General features: G+C 66.7%; 20 protein-coding genes. 7 read left to right on the forward strand and 13 right to left on the reverse strand.

Going from position 1 to position 21,397, the window contains the following annotated elements; all coding sequences use genetic code 11:
- Positions 1–48 precede the first annotated feature (48 nt).
- Positions 49–624 (reverse strand): TerD family protein, encoded by a 576-nt coding sequence (locus tag ACFC0O_RS33430; protein WP_375965058.1) that lies wholly within the window; start codon positions 622–624, stop codon positions 49–51.
- Positions 625–771: 147 nt separating this feature from the next.
- The gene (locus ACFC0O_RS33435) at positions 772–1,263 is read right to left on the reverse strand and encodes a hypothetical protein (RefSeq protein ID WP_364641989.1); all 492 of its coding nucleotides are present in this window, start codon (positions 1,261–1,263) and stop codon (positions 772–774) included.
- 407 nt (positions 1,264–1,670) lie between these two features.
- Between ACFC0O_RS33435 and ACFC0O_RS33440 the strand changes: the two genes are divergently transcribed.
- Entirely contained in the window at positions 1,671–3,131 is a 1,461-nt protein-coding gene (locus ACFC0O_RS33440; RefSeq protein WP_375965061.1) for a stealth family protein, read from the forward strand.
- A gap of 12 nt (positions 3,132–3,143) precedes the next feature.
- On the opposite strand, the gene ACFC0O_RS33445 is transcribed toward ACFC0O_RS33440, so the two are convergent.
- From ACFC0O_RS33445 to ACFC0O_RS33470, 6 genes are all read right to left on the reverse strand, one after another.
- A complete protein-coding gene (locus ACFC0O_RS33445) occupies positions 3,144–4,082 on the reverse strand; it encodes a phosphodiesterase (RefSeq protein WP_375965064.1) in 939 nt (312 codons plus the stop codon).
- 131 nt (positions 4,083–4,213) lie between these two features.
- The gene (locus ACFC0O_RS33450) at positions 4,214–5,611 is read right to left on the reverse strand and encodes an MATE family efflux transporter (protein ID WP_375965067.1); all 1,398 of its coding nucleotides are present in this window, start codon (positions 5,609–5,611) and stop codon (positions 4,214–4,216) included.
- Positions 5,608–6,765 carry a PLP-dependent cysteine synthase family protein gene (locus tag ACFC0O_RS33455; RefSeq protein WP_375965069.1) on the reverse strand — a complete coding sequence of 386 codons (1,158 nt, stop codon included), beginning with the start codon at positions 6,763–6,765 and terminating at the stop codon, positions 5,608–5,610. The genes ACFC0O_RS33450 and ACFC0O_RS33455 overlap by 4 nt, the downstream gene beginning before the upstream one ends.
- A gap of 50 nt (positions 6,766–6,815) precedes the next feature.
- Complete coding sequence (locus ACFC0O_RS33460) at positions 6,816–8,189, reverse strand: Y4yA family PLP-dependent enzyme (protein ID WP_375965071.1); 1,374 nt, start codon at positions 8,187–8,189, stop codon at positions 6,816–6,818.
- 37 nt (positions 8,190–8,226) lie between these two features.
- Complete coding sequence (locus tag ACFC0O_RS33465) at positions 8,227–9,216, reverse strand: ornithine cyclodeaminase family protein (RefSeq protein ID WP_375965073.1); 990 nt, start codon at positions 9,214–9,216, stop codon at positions 8,227–8,229.
- On the reverse strand, positions 9,213–10,295 hold the full coding sequence (locus ACFC0O_RS33470) for a TauD/TfdA family dioxygenase (protein WP_375965075.1): 1,083 nt from the start codon (positions 10,293–10,295) through the stop codon (positions 9,213–9,215). The genes ACFC0O_RS33465 and ACFC0O_RS33470 overlap by 4 nt, the downstream gene beginning before the upstream one ends.
- Positions 10,296–10,517: 222 nt before the next feature.
- Here ACFC0O_RS33470 and ACFC0O_RS33475 point away from each other — a divergent pair, with 222 nt between their 5' ends.
- The 6 genes from ACFC0O_RS33475 to ACFC0O_RS33500 all read left to right on the forward strand — a co-directional run bounded on the left by ACFC0O_RS33475 (position 10,518) and on the right by ACFC0O_RS33500 (position 16,569).
- Positions 10,518–11,276, forward strand: a complete 759-nt coding sequence (locus ACFC0O_RS33475) for a lytic transglycosylase domain-containing protein (RefSeq protein ID WP_375965078.1) — start codon at positions 10,518–10,520, stop codon at positions 11,274–11,276.
- 91 nt (positions 11,277–11,367) lie between these two features.
- A complete protein-coding gene (gene eno, locus ACFC0O_RS33480; RefSeq protein WP_364641965.1) occupies positions 11,368–12,654 on the forward strand; it encodes a phosphopyruvate hydratase in 1,287 nt (428 codons plus the stop codon).
- Between the two features lie 104 nt (positions 12,655–12,758).
- Positions 12,759–13,436 carry a septum formation initiator family protein gene (locus ACFC0O_RS33485; protein ID WP_375965080.1) on the forward strand — a complete coding sequence of 226 codons (678 nt, stop codon included), beginning with the start codon at positions 12,759–12,761 and terminating at the stop codon, positions 13,434–13,436.
- Complete coding sequence (locus ACFC0O_RS33490; protein ID WP_375965082.1) at positions 13,433–13,975, forward strand: DUF501 domain-containing protein; 543 nt, start codon at positions 13,433–13,435, stop codon at positions 13,973–13,975. Before ACFC0O_RS33485 ends, ACFC0O_RS33490 begins: the two co-directional genes overlap by 4 nt.
- A complete protein-coding gene (locus tag ACFC0O_RS33495) occupies positions 13,976–14,932 on the forward strand; it encodes an exopolyphosphatase (protein ID WP_375965084.1) in 957 nt (318 codons plus the stop codon).
- Positions 14,933–15,102: 170 nt separating this feature from the next.
- Entirely contained in the window at positions 15,103–16,569 is a 1,467-nt protein-coding gene (locus tag ACFC0O_RS33500) for a peptide MFS transporter (RefSeq protein WP_375965087.1), read from the forward strand.
- 13 nt (positions 16,570–16,582) lie between these two features.
- Here ACFC0O_RS33500 and ACFC0O_RS33505 read toward each other — a convergent pair whose 3' ends face one another.
- The 5 genes from ACFC0O_RS33505 to ACFC0O_RS33525 are packed head-to-tail and all read right to left on the reverse strand — an operon-like array spanning position 16,583 to position 21,396.
- Positions 16,583–17,026 (reverse strand): PaaI family thioesterase, encoded by a 444-nt coding sequence (locus ACFC0O_RS33505; RefSeq protein WP_375965090.1) that lies wholly within the window; start codon positions 17,024–17,026, stop codon positions 16,583–16,585.
- A 2-nt stretch (positions 17,027–17,028) separates the two neighbouring features.
- Positions 17,029–18,993 (reverse strand): fatty acyl-AMP ligase, encoded by a 1,965-nt coding sequence (locus ACFC0O_RS33510; RefSeq protein ID WP_375965092.1) that lies wholly within the window; start codon positions 18,991–18,993, stop codon positions 17,029–17,031.
- Positions 18,990–20,225 (reverse strand): cytochrome P450, encoded by a 1,236-nt coding sequence (locus tag ACFC0O_RS33515; protein ID WP_375965094.1) that lies wholly within the window; start codon positions 20,223–20,225, stop codon positions 18,990–18,992. The genes ACFC0O_RS33510 and ACFC0O_RS33515 overlap by 4 nt, the downstream gene beginning before the upstream one ends.
- The gene (locus ACFC0O_RS33520) at positions 20,222–21,139 is read right to left on the reverse strand and encodes a class I SAM-dependent methyltransferase (RefSeq protein WP_375965096.1); all 918 of its coding nucleotides are present in this window, start codon (positions 21,137–21,139) and stop codon (positions 20,222–20,224) included. The genes ACFC0O_RS33515 and ACFC0O_RS33520 overlap by 4 nt, the downstream gene beginning before the upstream one ends.
- Positions 21,136–21,396: an acyl carrier protein gene (locus tag ACFC0O_RS33525; RefSeq protein ID WP_375965098.1), complete on the reverse strand. Its 261-nt coding sequence runs from the start codon at positions 21,394–21,396 to the stop codon at positions 21,136–21,138. Before ACFC0O_RS33525 ends, ACFC0O_RS33520 begins: the two co-directional genes overlap by 4 nt.
- Position 21,397 lies beyond the last annotated feature (1 nt).

Raw genomic sequence — 21,397 nt, forward strand, 5'->3', positions numbered from 1 at the left:
CCCGCCGAGTGATTCGGCGGGGTAGCGCTGTGTCGGTGCGACGCTCGGTTAGACGTTGACGCCGTAGTCGCGGGCGATACCGCCGAGGCCGGAGGCGTAGCCCTGGCCGATGGCGCGGAACTTCCATTCCGGGCCGTTGCGGTAGAGCTCGCCGAAGACCATGGCGGTCTCGGTGGAGGCGTCCTCGGTGAGGTCGAAGCGGGCCAGCTCGGAGCTGGTGGCCGCGTCGACAACGCGAATGTAGGCGTTGCGGACCTGTCCGAAGGACTGGCGGCGAGCGTCGGCGTCGTGGATCGATACCGGGAAGAAGATATTGGTGATCGTCGGGGGCATTGCTGCCAGATCGACATTGATCACCTCGTCGTCACCGTCGCCGGCGCCGGTGAGGTTGTCACCGGTGTGCTCGATGGTGCCTTCCGGCGAGCGCAGATTGTTGTAGAACACGAAATGCGCATCCGACAGCACCCGCTGGTTCGGTCCGCAGGCCATCGCGCTGGCATCCAGGTCGTAGTCCGCGCCGGTGGTCGTGCGAACGTCCCAACCCAGGCAGACGGCGACCTTGGTGAGGTTCGGGGCCTGTTTGGAGAGCGAAACGTTTCCACCCTTGGCCAAGCTGACAGACATGATCTCCTTCCCCGCGGCGCATTCACACCGCATCCCTTCCCGATTATGGTCGATCCGGGGACCCACTGTGCGCGTTCATTTTCGCGCTGGGGTTTCGGTTGGGACACTATGTCTGGAATGTCCGAATTAACCGACGAGTGATACCGTTCAGTTGCCTTCGGACGCCATGGATTTCAGCGTGGCCACGCGTTTCTCCAAGTAGCGCAATTCCGTTGGATCGATCACATTGCGCTGGATTCCGGCCGCCACCGCGAACGCCGACTGCCGATGATCATCGATCACCGACACCTCGATCGCGACCGCCGTGTAATCGTCCGCGCCCGGCATCGGATCCGCCACGATCTCGGCGCGACCGCGGGCGCACAGCGCCACATTGCCGCCGCCCAGGATCAGCAGCGCCACCTCGGGGCGTTCGCGTAGCCGCGCCAGCGATCCGCGATCGGACTTGAGGCTCAGCAGAATCCGGCTGTCGCCCGCGCGCACCGGCCAGGAGACCGGAATGGCGTGCGGGGCGGGATCGGTGGTCACCAGCACCCCGATGGTGTCCAATGGCCACTCGGGTAGGATGGGCAGTTCCGGGTGTTCCGTTTCCGGGCCTTCCGTCGAGGACTCTTGTCGCGCCCGCGCTCCGGCTACCATCTTCGTCACCTCACGATCGGGTAAAGCACAGTGGGCTGGACTGTGCTGAGACAAGTGTATGCCGTTGCCGCCGTTGCCCGCTGGCCTCCGCGAGCGCGGCTCGGAACGCCCGGGACGTCCCACTTGTCCGTTACGTGTGTGAAAACACCATCGGACCTGCGTGGCAATAGATTGACTAGCGGCGATAACGAATGCATCATTCGTTACAGTCCCCCGACCAAACGGGGTCATGCGAGTAACCGGCCGATGACCGCCCGGTGAAGCCGTCCGCCACTCGGCGTAGACGAACGCAGCAGCATCGAAAGTATGGCGCGCAACGGTTTTCGCGCTCCCGGCGACGGCTGGGCGGCTGCTGCGGTGCAGGTGAGGCGTGTGAGGTGAGAACACGAAGAGAGCGGAGACCGGTGATGGATATGGGTTCGGGGCAGCAGCCGGACATGGGGACATGGACGCCAGGCGCGAGCGTGGCGAATCTGGGTACGTCGAGCGCGGTGCTCGACGATCTGCGCCATCTGCGCGCGGAGATGATAGCGGCGGAGGTGCCGTACCTGCTGGTGCGCGACTCCGACCATCGGCTGGTGCTGGCGGTCGACGCCGCGCACAGAGCCGCGCTCAGACGGGTGCTGGGCGCCGCCATGGTGGCCGGGTTCATCTGCAATGAGAAGCAGCACAATGTGTTCCGGCTGGGCCGGGATCTGGACACCGCGCACCACGTGGATATCGAGCTGTGGGAGTACCACGGCGACACCGTGGAATGCCCGCGCCCGAACGCGCTGACCCGCAATGTGTTCGACCTCGCCGATGTGGAGCAGAGCACCGTCCTGCTCTACGACACCAGCTGGCCCACCCTGACCGGCATGTTCGCCCCGCATCCGGGCGATGTCGGCTTCGATATCGATATCGTCTTCTCCTGGGTGGACGGCACCGATCCCGAATTCCGCGCTCGCCGTGCGGGAATGCTGGCGCAGGTGGTGGTCGGCGAGGGTGATGCCGCCGACGCCCGCATCCGGCAGATCGACGAGCTGCGGTACGCGCTGCGCTCGGTGCATAAGAACGCGCCGTGGATCCGCCGCATCTTCATCGCCACCGATTCCAAGGTGCCGGAGTGGCTGGGCGACGATCCCAAGGTGACGGTCGTGCGCGCCATCGACCATTTCCCAGATGTCAGCGGGCTGCCGGTCTTCAATTCCCATGCGGTGGAATGCCAATTGCAGCATATCGAGGGGTTGTCGGAGCATTTCCTGTACTCCAATGACGATATGTTCTTCGCGCGCCCGGTGCGCCCGTCCATGTTCTTCACCCCGGGCGGGATCAGCCGCTATATCGAGGCCGGCACGCGAATCGGCCCGGGCGCCAACAATGAACGCCGCAGCGGTTTCGAGAATGCCGCCCGCATGAATCGGCAGTTATTGCAGGGCCGCTTCGGGCATATGATCACCAGGCATCTGGAGCACACCCCGGTGCCCTTGCGCCGCAGCGTGCTGCACGAGATGGAGCAGGCGTTCCCGGAGGATTTCGCCCGCACCCGCACCAGCCGGTTCCGAGCCGCCACCGATATCTCGGTGACCAATTCGCTGTACCACTACTACGCCCTGCTGACCGGCCGCGCGGTACCGCAGGAGGCGGCCAAGATGCGCTACGTGGACACCACCATGTACACCGGCCTGGCCCTGTTGGAGGGGCTGGCCAGGCGGCGCAATGTGGACTTCTTCTGCCTCAACGACGGCAGTTTCCCGGAGGTCCCGGAAGCCGAACGGGTGCGCGCGGTCTCGGAATTCCTGGAGACCTATTTCCCGGAGCCCGCGCCCTGGGAGAAGCCCGATTCGATCACGGGATCGCTCGCCGCGTTCGAATCGGGCGCCGCCTGAACCGAATTCGGTTCAGCCGGCCTCGGTGGCCTTGTCCCGCCGGCGCAGTACGTGCGGGATGCCCGCGGCCGGTGGAATCACGATCCCGGCGTCGGCGAGCCGCTGGGCCGCCTGCTCCGGGGTCTGTGGTTCGCCGACGGTGCTGCCCGCGCCGATCGGCACCACCGAGTTCACCACGGTGTCCGGGTAGATGTGCACGTAGTTGAACGCCTGCGCGCCGTCACGCCCGCGAATACCGCCCTGCCGCACCGCCAGATCCTGGCTGTAGCAGGTGGCCGAGGCGACCGACACCGGAATTCCGGCGAAGGTCGCACTGGTCGAGAAGTGCAGGTGCCCGGCCAGAATCGCGCGCACATCGGTGCCGTCCAGCACATCGGCGAGGCGGCGCTGATCGCGCAGCTCCACCGAGACGGCCGGATCCAGTACGCAGGGGATGGGCGGATGGTGCATGGCCAGAATGGTCCCGAACGGCGCGGGCTCGGCCAATACCGTACGCAGCCAGGCCAATTGGCCGTCGGTGATCTCACCGTAGTGGTGTCCGGGCACGGTGGTGTCGAGGGCGATCACGCGTAGCCCGTCGAACATGTGCACCGCGTCCAGCGGTGCGCCCGAACCCTTTTCGTCGAGCATGTGCACGCGCAGCGCGGCTCGATCGTCATGGTTTCCGGCCACCCACACCAGTGGTGCGCCGATGCGGTCGGCCCAGGGCTGCACCAGTGCGCGCAATTTGCGGTACGCGCCCGGTTCGCCCTGATCGGTGAGATCGCCGGTGAAGACGATCGCGGTGGGTTTGATATGGCTCGCCTCGGCCTCGCCGAGCAGTTGGCCGAGTCGGGCCTCCGCGTCGACGTCCCCGTAGAGATCGGCGTCTGCGGCGATCAGGTGGGTGTCGCTGAAATGGAACAGCACATGGTCTGCCCTCGGATATTCAGCGACTCTCGCGATGTACACGGACATCCTCCCCGGATGGTGTGTGCCCTCGGCTTGCCGATTCCGTCAGCCAGAATAGCGAAGCCTTTTACACCAGATTGCCCACGCCCAGTGACGGCATGCTTGCGGGAAGGTGAGGTTTGCGTGACGGCTCAATGCCCGAGGCTACCGGCCAGCACTCGGGGATGTTCCTGTTCACGCGCGTGCAGCAGCGTGAAGTAGCGCCGCAGCATCAGGGCAGCTGTGGTGGCGAGCCCGGCGGTCAGGCCCCACCACACACCCGCGGCCCCCAGATTCAAGGGGAATGCCAGTAGCAATGCGGTGGGTAATCCCACAATCCAATACCCCACCAGCGACAGCCGGAAACCCGCCTTGGTGTCCTTGAGCCCGCGCAGCAGTCCGACGCCGATGTTCTGCGCCGAATCGAAGAATTGCAGCACGATCGCTATGAGCAGCAGGGTGTGCGCGAGCGCGACGGTGGCGGCATCGGTGTCGTCCAGGAAGGGCAGCAGTACCCAATCCGGTGCGGCCACATAGACGATGCCGGTGAGCGCGGTGATGATCGCCGCGTAGCGCAGCGCGAGCCAGGCCACCGACCGCGCGTGCGAGTATCGCTCGCGCGCGACGGCCTTGCTCACCAGGATCGACGCGCCGTGCGAGAGCCCGATCGCCACCTGGAACACGATGTACACGATCTGATAGACGACATTGTGCGCCGCCAGCGCCGCGGCTCCCAGACTGCCCATGACCAGCGCCAGCACCGAGAACATGCCCGCCTCGGACCCGTAGGTGAGCGCGATCGGCGTACCCAGTTTCAGTTCGTCGCGCACCGTGGCCCAGTGCACCGGCCACATGCGAACGGGCAGTGTCGCACCGAGTTTCGCGTCCCGGCGCACCATGGCCCAGAACACCCCGAAGGTGATCAGGAAGACCAGCGAGGTCGCCACGCCGATTCCGGTCAGCCCGAGTTCGGGCAGGAACAGCCAGCCGTGCATGAACGCCAGCGCCAGCGCCACGTTCAGCGCCACCGAACCGAGCGTCACCAGCAGCAGCGCCTGCGGTCGCTGCATACCGACCGAGTACTGGCGCAGCACCTGGAACCACAGGCAGGGCAGCAGTCCCGGCGCGAGCGCGACCATCATGGGCCGCGCCTCGGCGAGCACCGCCGCGTCCTGTCCGAGCCATTGCAGCGCCCAGCCGAGCCCGATCAGCAGTGCGCCGCCGAGCAATCCGGCCAGGGTGGCGATCAGGAAACTGGACCGCACCACCTCCCGCACCTCGCGTTCGACGGCGTGACTGCCCTTCTCTCCTCGGCTCACCACCGTCGCCACCTGATTGCCGGTACCGGTGATCAACCCGACGCACATGGTGCGGATCTGGTTGAACAGCACCAGCGCCAGGCCACCGGCGGCCACCTGCCGCACCCCGAGCGTGCCCATCAGCGCGATATTGGTGGTGGAGACCGCCACCTGGGCGAGTTGCGTCAGCGCGATCGGCGTGGCCAGCGCGGTGAGCTGACGTCCGTCCGATTGCCGAGGGCCGAAATTCATTTGCCCGCAGCCCCGTTCGCGGATGCGGCGGCCACCTCGGCGGCGCCGTGCGGCAGCAGGATCGCATGGGTGTCCTCGGTGTGCCGAGTCGCGGCGCGCGACTGCTGATCGCGCGCTGGCGCGTAGCTGTCCAGCATTTTCGCGACCTTACCTTCGGTCTCGGAATCCAGCAGATCCCGGTCGCTCATCCAGTCGTCGTCGAAGACGGTGTCCAGATACTTCTCGCCGCCGTCGCAGACGATGCTGACCACGACCGACCCGGCCGGGAACTCGTCCATCCGCTCCAGGGCCGCGAAGACCGATCCGCCCGCCGACCCGCCGATCATCAGGCCCAGTTTGCGCGCGACCACCCGGGCGGTCGCGAACGCCTCCACATCGGAAACCTTCACGCCTTCCTTCAACAGGCCCAGATCCTCGGCGACGATCTTGCCCGGATCCGCGCCCTCCGGGGTGCCGGTGCCGGACTGCCAGTACGGCCCGGCCGGACCGCCGAAGGCGATGGACCCCACCGGTTCCACCCCGTACAGCAGCGGTTCGTGCCCGAGATCGCGCAGCCGCCGCGCGGTGCCGAACATGGAACCGCCGGTGCCGACCGCCGAGATCAGCGCGTCCACCCGGCCGAGATCGGCCAGCAGTTCCTCGGCGAGTTCGTAGTAGCCGACCGGATTGGCGTCATTGTTGTGCTGTTCGGTGAAGTACACATTCGGGACTTCGCCCGCCGCCACCGCGGCGGCGTGCTCCTCCAGCGCCAGTCGCTCGGCGAGTTCCTCACGCGCCGAGGTGGAGAGATTGTCGTCATCGCCGTCGGAGACGAATACCAGTTCCGCGCCCATCGCCTTCATCGTTCGCAGTTTGTCGCGGCAGGCGTGGTGATCGACCACCGCGGTGAAGCGATACCCGCGTTCGGCCGCGATAACGGCCAGGCCCAAACCGGTATTGCCGGAGGTGGATTCGACGATATGCCCGCCGGGGCGCAGCAGCCCGCGCGCTTCGGCGTCGTCGACCATGGCGCGGGCCATCCGAATCTTCGCGGCCCCCGTGGGATTCATGTTCTCGAGTTTGAGGAACAGCCGGGTGCCGGTATCGGTGACGGCCAATTCGAAGAGCGGCGTATGCCCGATGAGGTCTGTCACGCGCGTGGTGACAACAGGCATGAAGGTATCTCCTTGCGATCGGTGTGAATGCGGATAAATGCTGTTCGACGCTATCGATCGAAACGCCATCCGAACTGTGCGTTCCCGTCGGAGGCGGACAATTCGACCTTCGGCGGAATCGGCAGATCGTGGAAGGCCGATTCATTGCTGTCCATTTGATAACCCGCGGTATTGGGGTAGATCAGCAGGTCGCCGATTTCGGCCGGGCGAGGCAGCGGAATCCGCCGCCGGCTGAGCATATCGTCTTCGAGACAGCTGGCGCCGCCTACGCAGGCGGGCGTCATTTCCCCGGTGTGTCGCGGCCAGAGCGCCGGATCGGGGAGGTATTCGGTATTGAACCATTGTTCGGACAGGCTCAGGCTGGTGCCGTTCACCGTGAGTATCTGATAGTCCCGGCCATGTGCGGTACGGGTTTTCCGGCCCTGCACGGTGAAAACGGTGCTGCCCGCGCGATCCAGCAGCGCCCGGCCGGGTTCGATGGCCAGGGTGATTCCCGCGGTGCGCAGCCGGTCGCCCAGATCGTCGTGCCGCAGGATCGCCGCGAGCATGTCCGGACCGGGTTCGGGGCAGTGGTACGGGTAGTACGAATCGGGCGCGGGCGCTCGATCACCGTGGAACCAGGCGGGATTGACGCCGTCGATGAATGCGCGCCAGGCGGCCTCGGGGACGTAGTCCACCCCGAATCCGCCGCCGATGGAGAGGGTGTCGGCCCGATGGCCCAGGCCGCGCGCCTCGAGGCAGCGCGGGATCAGCGCGGCGGCGAGGTCGGCACGCGCGATCGACCGGTAGCCCGAGAGATGAAAGCTGAAGCCTTCCAGGGAAATCGAATTCGGATCGACGCGTTTCACGGCCAGGTCGAGTTCCTCGCCGGTCAGGCCGAATCGGCTGTGCGATCCGGGCGGCAGTACGCGCAAAAGGATTCGCGCGGTGAGTTCGTGCCCGGCGGCGGTGATGGCGGCGACAATCGCGTGCAGATGGTCGAGTTCGTCCGGTCCGTCGACCGCGATGAGCGCGCCCTCGCGGACCGCGAGGGCCAGCAGCGCATCGGATTTCGCGGGTCCGGTGACCACCAGATCGGTCCCGGCGATACCGTCGCCGAGCGAGGCTCGGAATTCGCCGACGCTGGCCACGTCCACCCCGGCTCCGGCGGTGCGGCAGGCCCGCACGACGCTCGCGCCTTTATTGGCCTTCTTGCCGTAGTAGATCCGCCCGTTCACCCCGTATCGGACGAAGGTGTCCTGAAACGCCTTGATGTTCTGCACAATTCGCGCCGGGAACAGCACATGGAACGCGCCGTCGATCGTGCTCGCGATGCGGCCGAGCAATTCGGTGTCCGCGAGCAGCAGTTCTTCCCATTCGGCCCGGTGCGCGGGCATCGGGGTGGCGGTTATCTCGGTGAGCTCGGCGGGATCGGTGATATCCATCTGCCGGGCTGTCCCCTTTCTACTGTTTCGGCGCGGTTCAATCCCATAGCGCCACTTCCGTACCGCGACCCTCGGCGATGGCGCGGGTCGCGAGTGCGTGCGCGACCGCGATATCGGTGAGCACCAGGCCGCTGTTGTAGACGAATATTCGTTCCTCATCGGAGGTCCGGCCGACGCTGCGGTGATTGAGCACCTGGGGTAGCTCAGCGTCGACCCGGCGTAGTCGCCCGTCCGGTCCGGCCATATCGGTGCCGGTGAGCGCCATCTGCTCGGCGCTGGTGGCGATCACCCGATCGGCCTCGGTGAGGGTGGACGGGGCCAGGCCGTAGCCGACCAGCACCACGGTCGCGCCGGGGGCCAGATCCTTGGCCTCGATGGCCACCTGGGTGCCCGGCCCGGCGGTGGCCAGGATGACATCGGCGGTGCGGGCGGCGGCGTGCGGATCGCTCACCAGCTCCAGTTCGGCCTGCGGATTATGGTGCAGCAGTTGCTGATACACCGATTCGATGCCCTCGGGATGGGTGCCGTACAGCATCAGCCGGTTCAGCTGCGGATTCGCGGCCAGCAGATGCGGCAGTGCGTTGCGGCCCTGGGTGCCGGTGCCGATGAGCAGCACCGAACGCGCACCCGGCCGGGCGGTCTCGCGCACCAGCAGCGCCGAGACCGCGGGCGTGCGCAGCGCCCCGACCCGTGCGCAGTCCATCATCGCCAGCGGCATACCGGTGGCATCGTCGTACAGCGTGATGGTGGTGTAGTACCGCTTGGTGGAGCGGTCGTGATGCGGATCGAATTTGTACGAGGTCTTCATGGCCACCACCCGGCGGCGGCCGTCGCGGCCGAGCATGGCGTAGGCCACCGACCAGCCGTCCGGATGGGCGACGCTGAGCTTGCGTGGATTATCCGAATCTCCCGCCGCGAAGGCGAGATACGCGTCCTCCACGGCGCGCACCACCTCCGCGGGACTGATCGGGACATCGGCTAGATCGCTGCGACTGAGTACACGCAGCGGGGTCGGTCGGCTGTTCACGTGCGGTTACCTCGGATCATGCGGAATGGCGCCACCACCCGCTGGCCGTATCCGGTCTCGGCGGCTTCGGACGCATCACGGCGGCGCTGGGGCAGCCTGATGTTCACTCGCTTGAGCCAGCGGTCGGTGCCGTCGTAGCGGGGGGTGAACGGCACCCGTCCGTGCACCACCACGTCATTGTCCACCAGTAACAGTTCCCCCGGGGTCAAAGCGGCGGTGATGCAGACCCTTTCGAGTTCGGTCGCCAGATGATCGTAGGCGGAGCGGAATTCGTCATCGGCGTCCGCGAGCGGGGTGTACGCCGGGTCGTAGCGCAGCGTCAGCCGACCGTCATCGGTGCCGAGCGTGGCGATGGCCGGGGTCTCCTGCTCCGGGAAATCGGTGCCGTAGGACACATCCGGCAGAATCGGCAGTTCCCGGTGCGAGAGTCGATCCCTTTGTGCCGCAGACAGTTCCACCCGCCGCACCGAGGACACCGTGGTGCCGACCCGATCCGGATTGCGCAGGCAGCCCAGCATGAGCAGATTGGCGCGGCGCGGATGGAAAGCGTCCTCGGTATGCGGGCTCAGCAGTGTGGTGCTGCTGGCCCCGGACTGCTCCTGTTCGTGTCCGGGCGTGGGCAGGATGTTGTTGACCAGTCGCCCGCCCTGCTGGCCCTGCCAGCCGAAAGGCTCACCCGCGCAGCGCGCCAGCAGCAACATGGTGAGGTCCAGCGCGAAGGAGGAATGGGCGCGCTCGGGCTCCCCGGCCCATGCGGCGGCCTGTCGCCAGTCGATCGGGGTCTGTCCGAGTTCATCGTCGCTGAGCGGTAACCGGCTGATGATCGTGACGCCCGCGGAGGTGGCGGGGGCGCGCATGGCGCGGTGCACTTCCTCGGGTAATTCGGAAAAGCGGGTGTCGATGTGGTGCAGCAGGCCCGGGTTGCCGAGCGTGGTGGCAATCGCCGGGTTCATCCCGACTGTGACGGCGATCTCATCCGCCAGGGCACGCACGGCGTGTCCGGCGGCCTCCGGCAGTTCGCGTCGTTCGAGTTCCGATGGGTGAAGCGTCTTACGTTCGGAGAGAACGCTTTTCGCCAAGGGGGTTACCTTCCTGGCCTCAGAGGTGACAAGCGGATTTCGGTACCCGAGCGAAGGTATCGGGCAGCGCCAAATTTGGCAAGGCTTACCTAAGAGCGTGTCGAGAAGATAGCTGAGAAGTATCAAAGCACGAGTGCGAACGGTAACCGAAGCGCATCGATCGGGACGACTCCCGCCGGTGGGCGTTCACGTTCGTGGTTGAACGAGCGAACTATCTGGATGATGAGAAGGGTGCGTTTCGAGAAAGCCGCCGCCGGCGCCATATCGTCCCGCGTCGGCCTGTTGGGCTCGGCGCTCGCTCTCGTACTGCTGACGGGTTGCGGTACAACGAATCTCACCCCGGTGCCGGATTCCATGCCGCCCGGCATCGGGACGCCGCTGCCGGTGATCGATCTGGATGCCCCGGGCCGCAGCGCGATTCAATTGCGCGGGTGGGCGGAGCAGCAGTCCGATGCCCTCGGCATCTCCGAGGTGGCGCTGGAGGCGTACGGCTACGCCGCCGCGGTCATGGCCAGATCCCGGCCGGACTGCGGTATCGGCTGGACCACCATCGCCGGAATCGCGAGTGTGGAGAGTCGGCACGGCACCTATCACGGCGCGAAAGTGGCCCAGGACGGCAAGGTTTCGCCACCCATCCGCGGCGTGGCGCTCGACGGCGGACCGGATGTCGCGCACATTCCGGATACCGACGGCGGCAAGATGGATGGTGATCCGGTCTACGACCGCGCCATGGGCCCGTTCCAATTCATCCCGGAAACCTGGCAGCACTGGGGCGTCGACGCCAATGGCGACGGCATCGCGGATCCGGACAATATCGACGACGCCGCCCTCACCGCCGCGCGCTATCTCTGCGCCAGCGGCGGCAACCTCGGCGAAGCGCCCGGCTGGCAGCAGGCCCTGATGACCTACAACCAATCCACCGCCTATATGAACAAGGTCCGCTACCGCGCCGCCGCCTACAGCGTGGGCCGTTCCGCCTGATAGTTCTCGTGGTTTCGGCGTGCATTAGGCTCGGCTCAGCACGGGACTGCCGTGCGACCTGCCGAGTCAGCAGCCGAAGGAGTGTCGTTTCGTGGCCATCATCGAACAGGTCGGAGCTCGCGAGATCCTGGATTCGCGTGGCAACCCCACCGTCGAGGTCGAGATCGCTCTCGACGACGGCACCCTCACTCGCGCGGCCGTGCCGTCCGGCGCGTCCACCGGCGAGCATGAGGCCGTCGAGCTGCGCGATGGCGGCGACCGCTACAACGGCAAGGGTGTGCAGAAGGCCGTCGAGGCCGTCCTCGACGAGATCGCGCCCGCCGTGATCGGCCTGGACGCCGTCGAACAGCGCACCGTCGATCAGACCCTGCTGGATCTGGACGGCACCCCGGACAAGTCGCGTCTGGGCGCCAATGCGCTGCTGGGTGTTTCGCTCGCCGTGGCGCGCGCCGCCGCCGAATCCTCGGGCCTGGAGCTGTTCCGCTACATCGGCGGACCGAACGCCCATGTGCTGCCCGTTCCCATGATGAACATCCTCAATGGTGGCGCGCACGCCGATACCGGCGTCGACGTCCAGGAGTTCATGATCGCCCCCATCGGCGCGCCCACCTTCAAGGAGGCGCTGCGCTGGGGCACCGAGGTCTACCACTCGCTCAAGTCGGTGCTCAAGGCCCAGGGCCTGTCCACCGGTCTCGGCGATGAGGGCGGTTTCGCGCCGGACGTCGCGGGCACCCGCGCCGCGCTGGACCTGATCGCCATCGCCATCGACAAGGCGGGCTACAAGCTCGGCACCGATGTCGCGCTCGCGCTCGATGTCGCGGCCACCGAGTTCTACACCGCCGGTTCGGGTTACAAGTTCGAGGGCTCGGTGCGCACCGCCGCCGAGATGAACGACTTCTACGCCGAGCTGATCACCCAGTTCCCGATCGTCTCGATCGAGGATCCGCTGTCCGAGGACGATTGGGACGGCTGGGTCGCGCTCACCGACGCCATCGGCGACAAGGTGCAGCTGGTCGGCGACGACCTGTTCGTCACCAACCCGGAGCGTCTGGAAGAGGGCATCGCCAAGGGCGCGGCCAACGCGCTGCTGGTGAAGGTCAACCAGATCGGCACCCTGACCGAGACCCTGGACGCCGTGGATCTGGCGCACCGCAACGGGTACAAGACGATGATGAGCCACCGGTCCGGCGAGACCGAGGACACCACCATCGCCGATCTCGCGGTGGCCGTGGGCTCCGGTCAGATCAAGACCGGCGCGCCCGCGCGCTCGGAGCGGGTCGCCAAGTACAACCAGCTGCTGCGCATCGAGGACGCCCTCGGTGACTCGGCGCGCTACGCCGGTGACGTCGCCTTCCCGCGTTTCGCGTTCGAAGGCTGAATAATCGAGCGGTGACTCGGCACCTGCCGGGCGTACGGGGTTGCGGGACCTGGTTCGGACAACCCCCGGAAGTTGGGCAAATCCGCTGAGTTTCGAGGTGTGAGATGACGGAGCGACGGGCGCGCGGTACCAGTCCGGCAGGACGCGGTGACCGCCGCCCGTCGCGTTCGGCCAAGCCCCGATCCGGTGCGGCCAAACCGCGCTCCGGCGCGGCGGCCAAGCGCACCGCATCGGGTTCGGCGAGCGGCAGCGGTGTGAGCAAGCGCCGTTCGGCCGCGAAATCGGCCACCGCGCGACGGGCCTCGCGGGCCAAATCCGAACGGCACGAACATAAGATCCTCGGCCTGTCCACGGGCCGCGCGATTCTGCTCGCCGCGGTGCTGTGCGGGCTGGCGCTCACCCTCGCGGTGCCGCTGCGCACCTATTTCACCCAGCGCGCCGAGGCCGCTTCGCTCGCCGCGCAGCGCGAGCAACTACAGGACGATGTCGCCAAACTGCGGGATCGCCGTGCGCAGCAACAGGATCCGGCCTATATCCGGGCCGAGGCCCGGGATCGGCTGCGCCTGGTGCTGCCCGGTGAGACGCCGTACATCGTCCAGGTGCCCGGGATAGAACAGCCCGCGGTACCCGTCCCGCCCGCCAAGACGCGCGAGCCGGACCCCTGGTACACGGAATTGTGGCGCAGTATTTCGCAGCCGCAGCCCAGTGCCGCCCCAGCCGCGAATCCGGCGCCGCCCGCGCCGAATCCGCCCGCCCCCATTCAGGAAGGACAACCGAGGTGACCGCATCCGAGAGCCACCGCACACCCAGCGAGCGGGATCTCGAGATCGTCGCCAAGCAACTGGGGCGTGAGCCGCGCGGCGTACTGGAGATCGCCTATCACACCCCGGACGGTCTGCCCGCCGTGGTGAAGACGCAGCCGAAACTGCCCGACGGCACACCGTTTCCGACGCTGTACTACCTGACCGATCCGCGGCTGACCGCCGAGGCCAGCCGGTTGGAGACCACCGGCATCATGCGCGAGATGACCGAACGGCTCACGCACGACGCCGAATTGGCGGCCGGATATCGCGCCGCGTACGACAGCTACCTCGCCGAGCGCAATGCCATCGAGGATCTGGGCACCGATTTCGCCGGTGGCGGTATGCCGGATCGGGTGAAATGCCTGCATGTATTGATCGCGCATTCGCTGGCCAAGGGGCCGGGCGTGAACCCGCTGGGTGACGAGGCCGTCGCGCTCGCCGCTGCGCATGGCTTGCGCGGCACCGCGATTCCGGCAGACTGGCCCAAGTACGAAAATCCTGCGGCAGAGGGCGAATAGATGAGCGACCGGATCGCCGCGATCGACTGCGGTACCAACTCCATCCGCCTACTGATCGCGGATGTGATCCGGGATGGCGCATCGCCCAAACTCACCGATGTGCACCGTGAGATGCGCATCGTCCGCCTCGGCCAGGGCGTGGACGCGACCGGTTCGCTGAATCCGGAGGCCATCGAGCGCACCCGGGTGGCGCTGCACGATTACGTGGATCTCATGGTCGAGCACGGGGTGACCCGGGTCCGCATGACCGCGACCTCAGCCACCCGCGATGCGAGCAATCGCGAGGATTTCTTCGCCATGACCGCCGCCGAACTCGGCCGCGTGGTCGAGGGCGCGCAGGCCGAGGTCATCACCGGTGATGAGGAAGCCCGCCTGTCCTTCGCCGGTGCGGTCGGTGAATTGTCCAGCGAGGCCGGACCTTTCGTGGTCGTCGATCTCGGTGGCGGTTCCACCGAGGTGGTGCTGGGTGATGCCGACGGCGTGCAGTCCGCCTACTCCGCCGATATCGGCTGCGTGCGCATTACCGAGCGCTGCCTGCACGGCAATCCGCCCACCCGCGAGGAGGTGGCGGCCGCGCGCTTCTTCGCCTCCGAGCGTTTGGCGCAGGCGTTCGGCGTGGTGCCGGTGGAGCGCGCGCACACCTGGGTCGGTGTCGCCGGAACCATGACCACGCTCGCCGCGGTCGCCCTGGACCTGCCCGAATACGATTCGGAGCGGGTGCATCTCACCCGCCTCTCGCTGGGCGAGCTGCGCAAGGTGTGCGATCGGCTGATCGGCATGAACCACGATGAGCGGGCCGCGCTCGGCCCGATGCATCCGGGCCGGGTCGATGTGATCGGCGGCGGCGCGGTGATCGCCGAGGTGCTGGCCGATGAGCTGGCGCGGCGCGCGGGCATCGGCGAGCTGATCATCAGCGAGCACGACATTCTGGACGGTATCGCGCTGTCGATCGCCTGATTCGGGGCGTCCTCGGCGTGCCGGGGACGCTTTTACCGATTCGGACACGCGCCGGCAAACCGAACTTCCTGCTGCTTCACGGCTGTTACCAGGGCTTTCGCCATATGGTTGTGACTCAGGTTAACAACTGAGGTTGCTGTCAGATTGCCCAATATGGGAGGGTCTGAGCTATGTCTGGAGTAGCGCATCACGCGAAACCGGTCTCCGAACGCACCCTGTTCGGACATCCCATCGGTCTCGCGAATCTGTTCGGCGTCGAGCTGTGGGAACGATTCTCGTTCTACGGCATGGTCACGATCCTGGGCTACTACCTCTACTACTCCACGACCGATGGCGGCCTGGCGCTGGAGAAGTCCACGGCGACCGGCATTGTCGGCGCGTACGGCGGGCTCGTCTATCTCTCCACGGTGCTCGGCGGCTGGATCGCGGACCGGGTGCTGGGGATGGAGCGCACGGTCTTCTACGGCGGCGTGGTCGTCATGGCCGGACATATCGCCCTGGCCGTACTGCCCGGATTGACCGGTGTCGGTGTCGGTCTGGTGCTGGTGGCACTGGGTTCGGGTGCGCTCAAGGCCAATGCGTCCTCACTGCTGGGCACGCTCTACGACAAGAACGATGCGCGGGCGGACGGCGGTTTCACGCTGTTCTACCTCGGCATCAACCTGGGCGCTTTCGCGGGACCGCTGATCACCGGCGTACTCCAGGACCACGTCGGCTTCCACTACGGCTTCGGTGCGGCCGCCATCGGTATGGCGCTGGGCCTGACCCAATACGTGGTGTTCCGCCGCAATCTCGGCACGCACGGTCGCGAGGTGCCGAATCCGCTGCCGCGCACCGAGATTCCGCGCACCCTGCTGGTGGTGGCGGTGCTCGCGGTGATCGTCGCGGTGGCCGCGCTGACCGGTGTGCTGACGCTGTCGAATCTGCCGGATATGACCACCGGCGTGATCGTGCTGGCCTCGATCGTGTACTTCGCGATCATGTTGACCAGCTCGAAAGTCGATGCGGTGGAACGCACCCGAGTGCGCGCCTTCATTCCACTGTTCATCGCGAACGCGGTGTTCTGGTCGCTGTTCCAGCAGATCTTCACCGTGCTCGCGGTCTACTCCGATGAGCGCATCAATTGGAATGTGTTCGGCTGGACCGCGCCGTCCAACTGGATCGGCTCCATGGAGCCGGTGTGGATCATCGCGCTGTCCCCGCTGTTCGCGATCCTGTGGACCCGGCTGGGCAATCGCGCCCCGAGCACCCCGCGCAAGTTCGCGCTCGGCGTGCTCGGCATGGGTGCGGCGTTCATGCTGTTCGCGCTGTACTCCGGCACCGAGGGCAAGACGGTGCCGATCCTGTTCGTGTTCGCGGTGCTGGCCGGTTTCGCCATCTCCGAACTGCTGCTCTCGCCGATCGGCCTGGCGGTCACCACCAAACTGGCCCCCAATGCCTTCCGCGCGCAGATGATGGCGCTGTACTTCTTCTCGGTCGGTATCGGCACCTCGATGTCGGGCGTGCTCTCCAAGTTCTACGATCCCTCGCACGAACTCGCGTACTTCGGCATCACCGGCCTGGTGACGATCGCGGTCGGCGCGGTGGTCTGGGCGATCGCACCGTGGGTGAGCCGCCATATGGAGGGCGTGCACTAATCCGGGTCGGCCCTCACTGCTGGGCGAGCCGGATATTGCGCATGGTCACCAGCGCTGTGGCGCACAGGGTTTCGTGCTCATCCCCGGTGAACAGATCCGCCGCCGCAATGGTGATGAGCGCACCGGGTTTGATCACCCGCCCGCGCGCCAGCACCGTCGGCCCCTTCGCCGGGGCGAGGATCTTCACCGTGAAGTCGATGGTCATATTCACCCAGCCCGGTGGCAGCAGCGTCCCCGCCGCTGATCCCGCGGCGAAATCGGCCAGTGCGCCCAGCACCCCGGCCTGGAAGTAGCCGTCGTGCTGGGTGAGCTCCCTCCGATGCGGCTGCACGAGTTCGACCGCGCCGGTGTCGACGCGAGTGAATCCGAAGCCCAGATGCTGTGCCGCGGGCATGCTCAGCACCACGGCCGGAACGAGGTCGGCGAAGTCCGGATTCACGGCTTGCCAGGTGGTCATGGTCAACTCCCTGCGGTCGGCAGCGGCTCGAAAGCGCCCTGCCGGTACTGATTTCGAGTCGCGGCGCGCATGAGCTTGCCGCTGCTGGTCTTGGGCAGCAGGCCCGGTGTGGTCAGCACCAACTCCCCGATACTCAGGTCGTGTTCGCGCAACACCGCTGCCCGAATGGCCCCACTGACATCGGCGGCATCGGCATCGGCGAGCTGATCGCGCCTGATCTCCTGAATGATCACCAACTTCTCGCCGTCGGCGAAGGCCGCGCACCCGCCGCTGCGCAGAGCATGATGGGCCGCGGTGACAGTGTGCTCGATATCCTGCGGATAGTGATTGCGCCCCCGAATGATGAGCAGATCCTTGGCCCGCCCGGTCACATACAGCTCACCGTCCACGATCACCCCGAGATCGCCGGTGCGCAGGTAGCGTCGCCCGGACAGATCGGTGCAGACCGCCTGGAAGGTATGCGCGGTCTCCTCGATCCGTCCCCAATACCCCTGTGCGACATGGTCTCCCGAGACCCATATCTCGCCGATGTGATCCGGTGGGCAGAGCCGGTGCGTGTGGGGGTCCACGATGCGCACATCTTCGCCGGGCAGGGTGCGACCCGAGCCGACCAGAGTGCGGACGGCCGACCGCGCAGCCGGTGCGTGACTGGACGATGTCGCTGCCCGAGCGTCGCCGGACGATATCGCTGTCCGGCCGCGGTCGAGGGGCGCTCCCGCCGGGGCGTGGCGGCCCTGCTCGAGTGCGGCGGTATCGACCTCGATGGTGCGTGGTCCGCGACCCTTCACGCTGCCGCTGACCAGTAGCGTCGCCTCGGCCAGTCCGTAGCAGGGATAGCTCGACCGCGCCTGGAAGCCGTGCGGCGCGAAGGCTTCCGCGAAGTTCCGCAGCGTCTCCGGGCGCAGCGGTTCCGCGCCGTTGAACGCCACCTGCCAACTGCTCAAATCGAGGTCCGCGATATCCCCGGCACCGGCACGTGCCACGCAGGCGTCGAACGCGAAATTCGGCCCGCCGCTGGTGTGCGCCCGGTACCGGGTGATAGCCGACAGCCACAGTAGGGGCCGCCGAATGAACGCCGAAGGTGACATGAGCACCCCGGTAGCCCCGATATACAAGGGCTGCAACACATTCCCGATCAGACCTTGATCGTGGAAGAGCGGCGTCCAGCCGACCATGGTGGAGTCTCGATCATGCCCGAACGCGTCCTTGATCATCTCGAGATTGGCCGCCAGATTCCCATGCGACACCATGACACCCTTGGGCGTGGAGGTGGAGCCGGACGTATATTGCAGGAAGGCAAGCGAATTCGCCTCGACCACGGCGACCGCACCCCGCTGCGCGGCAGGAAGCCGATCCACGGCGAGCCACTCCGGTGACTGCCTCCTACCTGCCCGTAAAACCCGCTCCGGCAGTGCGCGGTCCGACTCGAGCGGCACGACTCTCGACTCGGGTCGCGATACGTCGGGCTCACGCTGCGGGTCGGCCGATGCCGAAGTCGCGCCGAGTGATTCCAGTTGCGGGCGAAGCGCGTCAACCATGGCGTGCATGGTGAGTACCACCGTGGGCCGGCAGTCCCGGATGATCGAGCGGGTGGACTCGCGGAGCTCGGTGCGGCGCGGCGGCGGTACCGGCACCGCGAGGACCCGGGCGTAGAGACAGCCGAAGTAGGCGACGATGAACTCCAGCCGCTGCGGGAAGATCAACAGCGCGCGATCCCCAGGGGCGCAATGGGTTCGGAGTTGCGCCGCCACCGCCAGCGCTCGCAGGTGCAGCTGACGGTAGGTAAGCGCATCGATCTCCACACCGTGCTCGTCCAGCAGGATGTAGGCGATCCGCTCCGGCTCCTCGGCCGCGCGCCATTCGAGCAATTCCGGCAGTAATGTGCGCGGGGTTTCGATCGCCGCCGCGCGTCCTTCCGGCTTGCCGGTCATCGGTTCCTTCGCGCGGTGGTCGTCGGTGCTGTTCATCCCTTGCCCCTCAGGGTGATCGGGAGGCGGGTGAGGCCGCGCAGGATGAAACTGTGTTGTTGCCAGTCGAAATCGGTGGTGGTGAGGCGGATTTCGGTGGTGTGGCGGTGTAGGACGTCGAGGGCGATTTCGGCTTGGAGGGCGGCGAGGGGTGCGCCGAGGCAGCCGTGCATGCCGTGGCCGAAGGCGAGGTGGTCGGCCGGGGCGCGGGTGATGTCGAAGTTGTCGGGGCGGTCGAAGACGTCGGGGTCGCGGTTCGCGGCGGCGAGGCAGAGCAGGACCTGGTCACGAGCGCGAATCAGTCTGTCTTCCAGTTCGATATCGCGGGTCGCGAGGCGCTTGGTGAGTTGTAGGGGCGGGTCGTAGCGCAGCGTTTCCGCGACTGCCGCACGCGTCAGTTCCGGGTGAGCGCGGAGTAGTTCGGACTGTTCCGGGTGGCGGAGTAGGGCCAGAAGTGCGTTGCCTATCAGGGATTTCGTGGTTTCCAGGCCCGCTACGAAGCACATGATGGTCAGCAGCATGACCTCGTCATCGGTGAGCGCGTTGCCGCCGAGCGTGTAGGAGGTGAGCAGCGCGCTGATCAGGTCCTGGCCGGGTGCGGCGCGGCGCTGGTCGATGATCGGTCGCAGTGCGCCGGTGAAGGCGGTGACCACGGTGTGCACGCGGGCCAGATCGTGGGCCGTCATCAGCCCGGGTTCGAGCAGGAATCGAATGTCGTGGGTCCACGGGCCGATTCGCGCGCGCAGATCCTCCGGCAGCGCCATCCATTCGCAGAGCACGGCGACCGGCAGCGGGGCCGCGAAGTCGGCGATGATGTCCACTCGGCTCTTGCGGCGGGCCTGCTCCAGCAGGCTGGTGGCCGCCGCGGTGATGAGCGGCCGCAGACCGGCTATCTGCTGGGTGGTGAAGGCGCGGTTCACGAGCGCGCGCAGCCGGGCGTGTTCCGGGTTGTCGGTGAAGACCAGCGAGGTGCGCCCGAGCCGGTCGATGAGCGTCATATCGGACTGCCCGAGCCGTTCGGCCTGTGCGCTCACCTGCCTGGGGATCAGCGCGGCACTGAAGGTCCGGTCGTGCAGCACACCGCGCACATCGGCGTACCTGGTGAGCACCCACATGCCCAATGTCCGGTGTACCGGCCGGGTTTCGCGCAGTTGCCGATAGTGCGGATAGGGATCCCGCCGGAATTCCGCGTCGAAGGGATTGAACGCGACGCGCGCCGTATGCGCGGTCACGCCGCCCGATCCTCGCGGTCGAAGTAGCGGCTGGTGCAGGGTTGCAGCACCAGCCGGAACAGGCCGATCTTGCCCATGCGGAAGCCCATGGCCGAGAGCTTGAGATAGCGCTGATAGCGCTCCACCGTGTCCGCGCCGACCAGGGCGGTGGCCTCGGCGCGATGGGCGCGCAGCCGCCGCGCCCACTGTTCGCAGGTCCAGGCGTAATCGAGGCGGCCGCCGCTGATCGAGCGGACCTCGAAGATGCCCTCGGCCGCCGTGATGATCTCGGCGAGGGTCGGTAGTTCGGAATCCGGGAAGATCTCCCGCTGCATGAACGAATTCGCCTGCTGCCGTGACATATTCCCGTACACGATGGTCTGCAATGACAGCGTGCCGTGCCCGGTCAGCCAGCCCCGGCAGCGGTCGAGGAATTCGCGGTACACCCGGATCTTCTCGGCGGAGGTATCGGACTGCTGCGCGAAGTGTTCGAACGCGCCGATGGAGATGATGCCGTCGAATCGGGTGTCAGGGGTGTAGTGCAGCCAATTCTCGGTGCGCACTTCGACCCCGGAATATGCTGCCGCACGGATGAATTCGGCCTGTGCCGGGCTGAGGGTGAGCCCGACCGACCGTTCCACCCGATGGGTCTCGGATAGCTCGCGCAGGATCGAGCCCCACCCGCAGCCGATATCCAGTACGGCACCGGCGCATTCGGCCCGGATGGCGTCCAGGTGAAAGCGCAGCTTGTTGTGCTGCGCGATTTCCAGTGTGTCGCCTGGGGTTTCGCGCAGTGCGCAGGAGTACGTGAGGCTCGGATCCAGCCACAGCCGATAGAAGTCGGTGCCGATATCGTAGTGGTGCCGAATTCCGGCCGCCGCCACCGCCGTTCGATCCGCGGTGAACAGGTTCGCCCCGTCGGCCGGTGCGGTCATGGCAGCGCCGCGCTCTCACCGTGCTCGTGCACATAGTCCGCGACGGCGTTCAGACTCGGATGCCGGTACAGATCCTCCGGTGACAGATCCACCCCGTACCGCTCCTCGACCTCCATCAGCAGTGCGACCGCGACGGCCGAATCGATGCCGAGCCGATCGAAATCCGCCGTGGGATCGATATGCGGTGCGGGCACCTCGAGCAGCTCCGCGAGGTACGCGCGGCACCAGTCGACGATGGCTTCTTTGCTTGTATCCACG

The organism is Nocardia sp. NPDC056100, assembly GCF_042266325.1.
GTDB lineage: Bacteria > Actinomycetota > Actinomycetes > Mycobacteriales > Mycobacteriaceae > Nocardia.

Bases quoted from the DNA above. Each gene is read 5' to 3' on its own strand.
- ACFC0O_RS33430 (WP_375965058.1), bottom strand. From the start codon at position 624: ATGTCTGTCAGCTTGGCCAAGGGTGGAAACGTTTCGCTCTCCAAACAG.
- ACFC0O_RS33435 (WP_364641989.1), bottom strand. From the start codon at position 1,263: ATGGTAGCCGGAGCGCGGGCGCGACAAGAGTCCTCGACGGAAGGCCCG.
- ACFC0O_RS33440 (WP_375965061.1), top strand. From the start codon at position 1,671: ATGGATATGGGTTCGGGGCAGCAGCCGGACATGGGGACATGGACGCCA.
- ACFC0O_RS33450 (WP_375965067.1), bottom strand. From the start codon at position 5,611: ATGAATTTCGGCCCTCGGCAATCGGACGGACGTCAGCTCACCGCGCTG.
- ACFC0O_RS33455 (WP_375965069.1), bottom strand. From the start codon at position 6,765: ATGCCTGTTGTCACCACGCGCGTGACAGACCTCATCGGGCATACGCCG.
- ACFC0O_RS33460 (WP_375965071.1), bottom strand. From the start codon at position 8,189: ATGGATATCACCGATCCCGCCGAGCTCACCGAGATAACCGCCACCCCG.
- ACFC0O_RS33475 (WP_375965078.1), top strand. From the start codon at position 10,518: ATGAGAAGGGTGCGTTTCGAGAAAGCCGCCGCCGGCGCCATATCGTCC.
- ACFC0O_RS33485 (WP_375965080.1), top strand. From the start codon at position 12,759: ATGACGGAGCGACGGGCGCGCGGTACCAGTCCGGCAGGACGCGGTGAC.
- ACFC0O_RS33495 (WP_375965084.1), top strand. From the start codon at position 13,976: ATGAGCGACCGGATCGCCGCGATCGACTGCGGTACCAACTCCATCCGC.
- ACFC0O_RS33500 (WP_375965087.1), top strand. From the start codon at position 15,103: ATGTCTGGAGTAGCGCATCACGCGAAACCGGTCTCCGAACGCACCCTG.
- ACFC0O_RS33505 (WP_375965090.1), bottom strand. From the start codon at position 17,026: ATGACCACCTGGCAAGCCGTGAATCCGGACTTCGCCGACCTCGTTCCG.
- ACFC0O_RS33510 (WP_375965092.1), bottom strand. From the start codon at position 18,993: ATGAACAGCACCGACGACCACCGCGCGAAGGAACCGATGACCGGCAAG.
- ACFC0O_RS33520 (WP_375965096.1), bottom strand. From the start codon at position 21,139: ATGACCGCACCGGCCGACGGGGCGAACCTGTTCACCGCGGATCGAACG.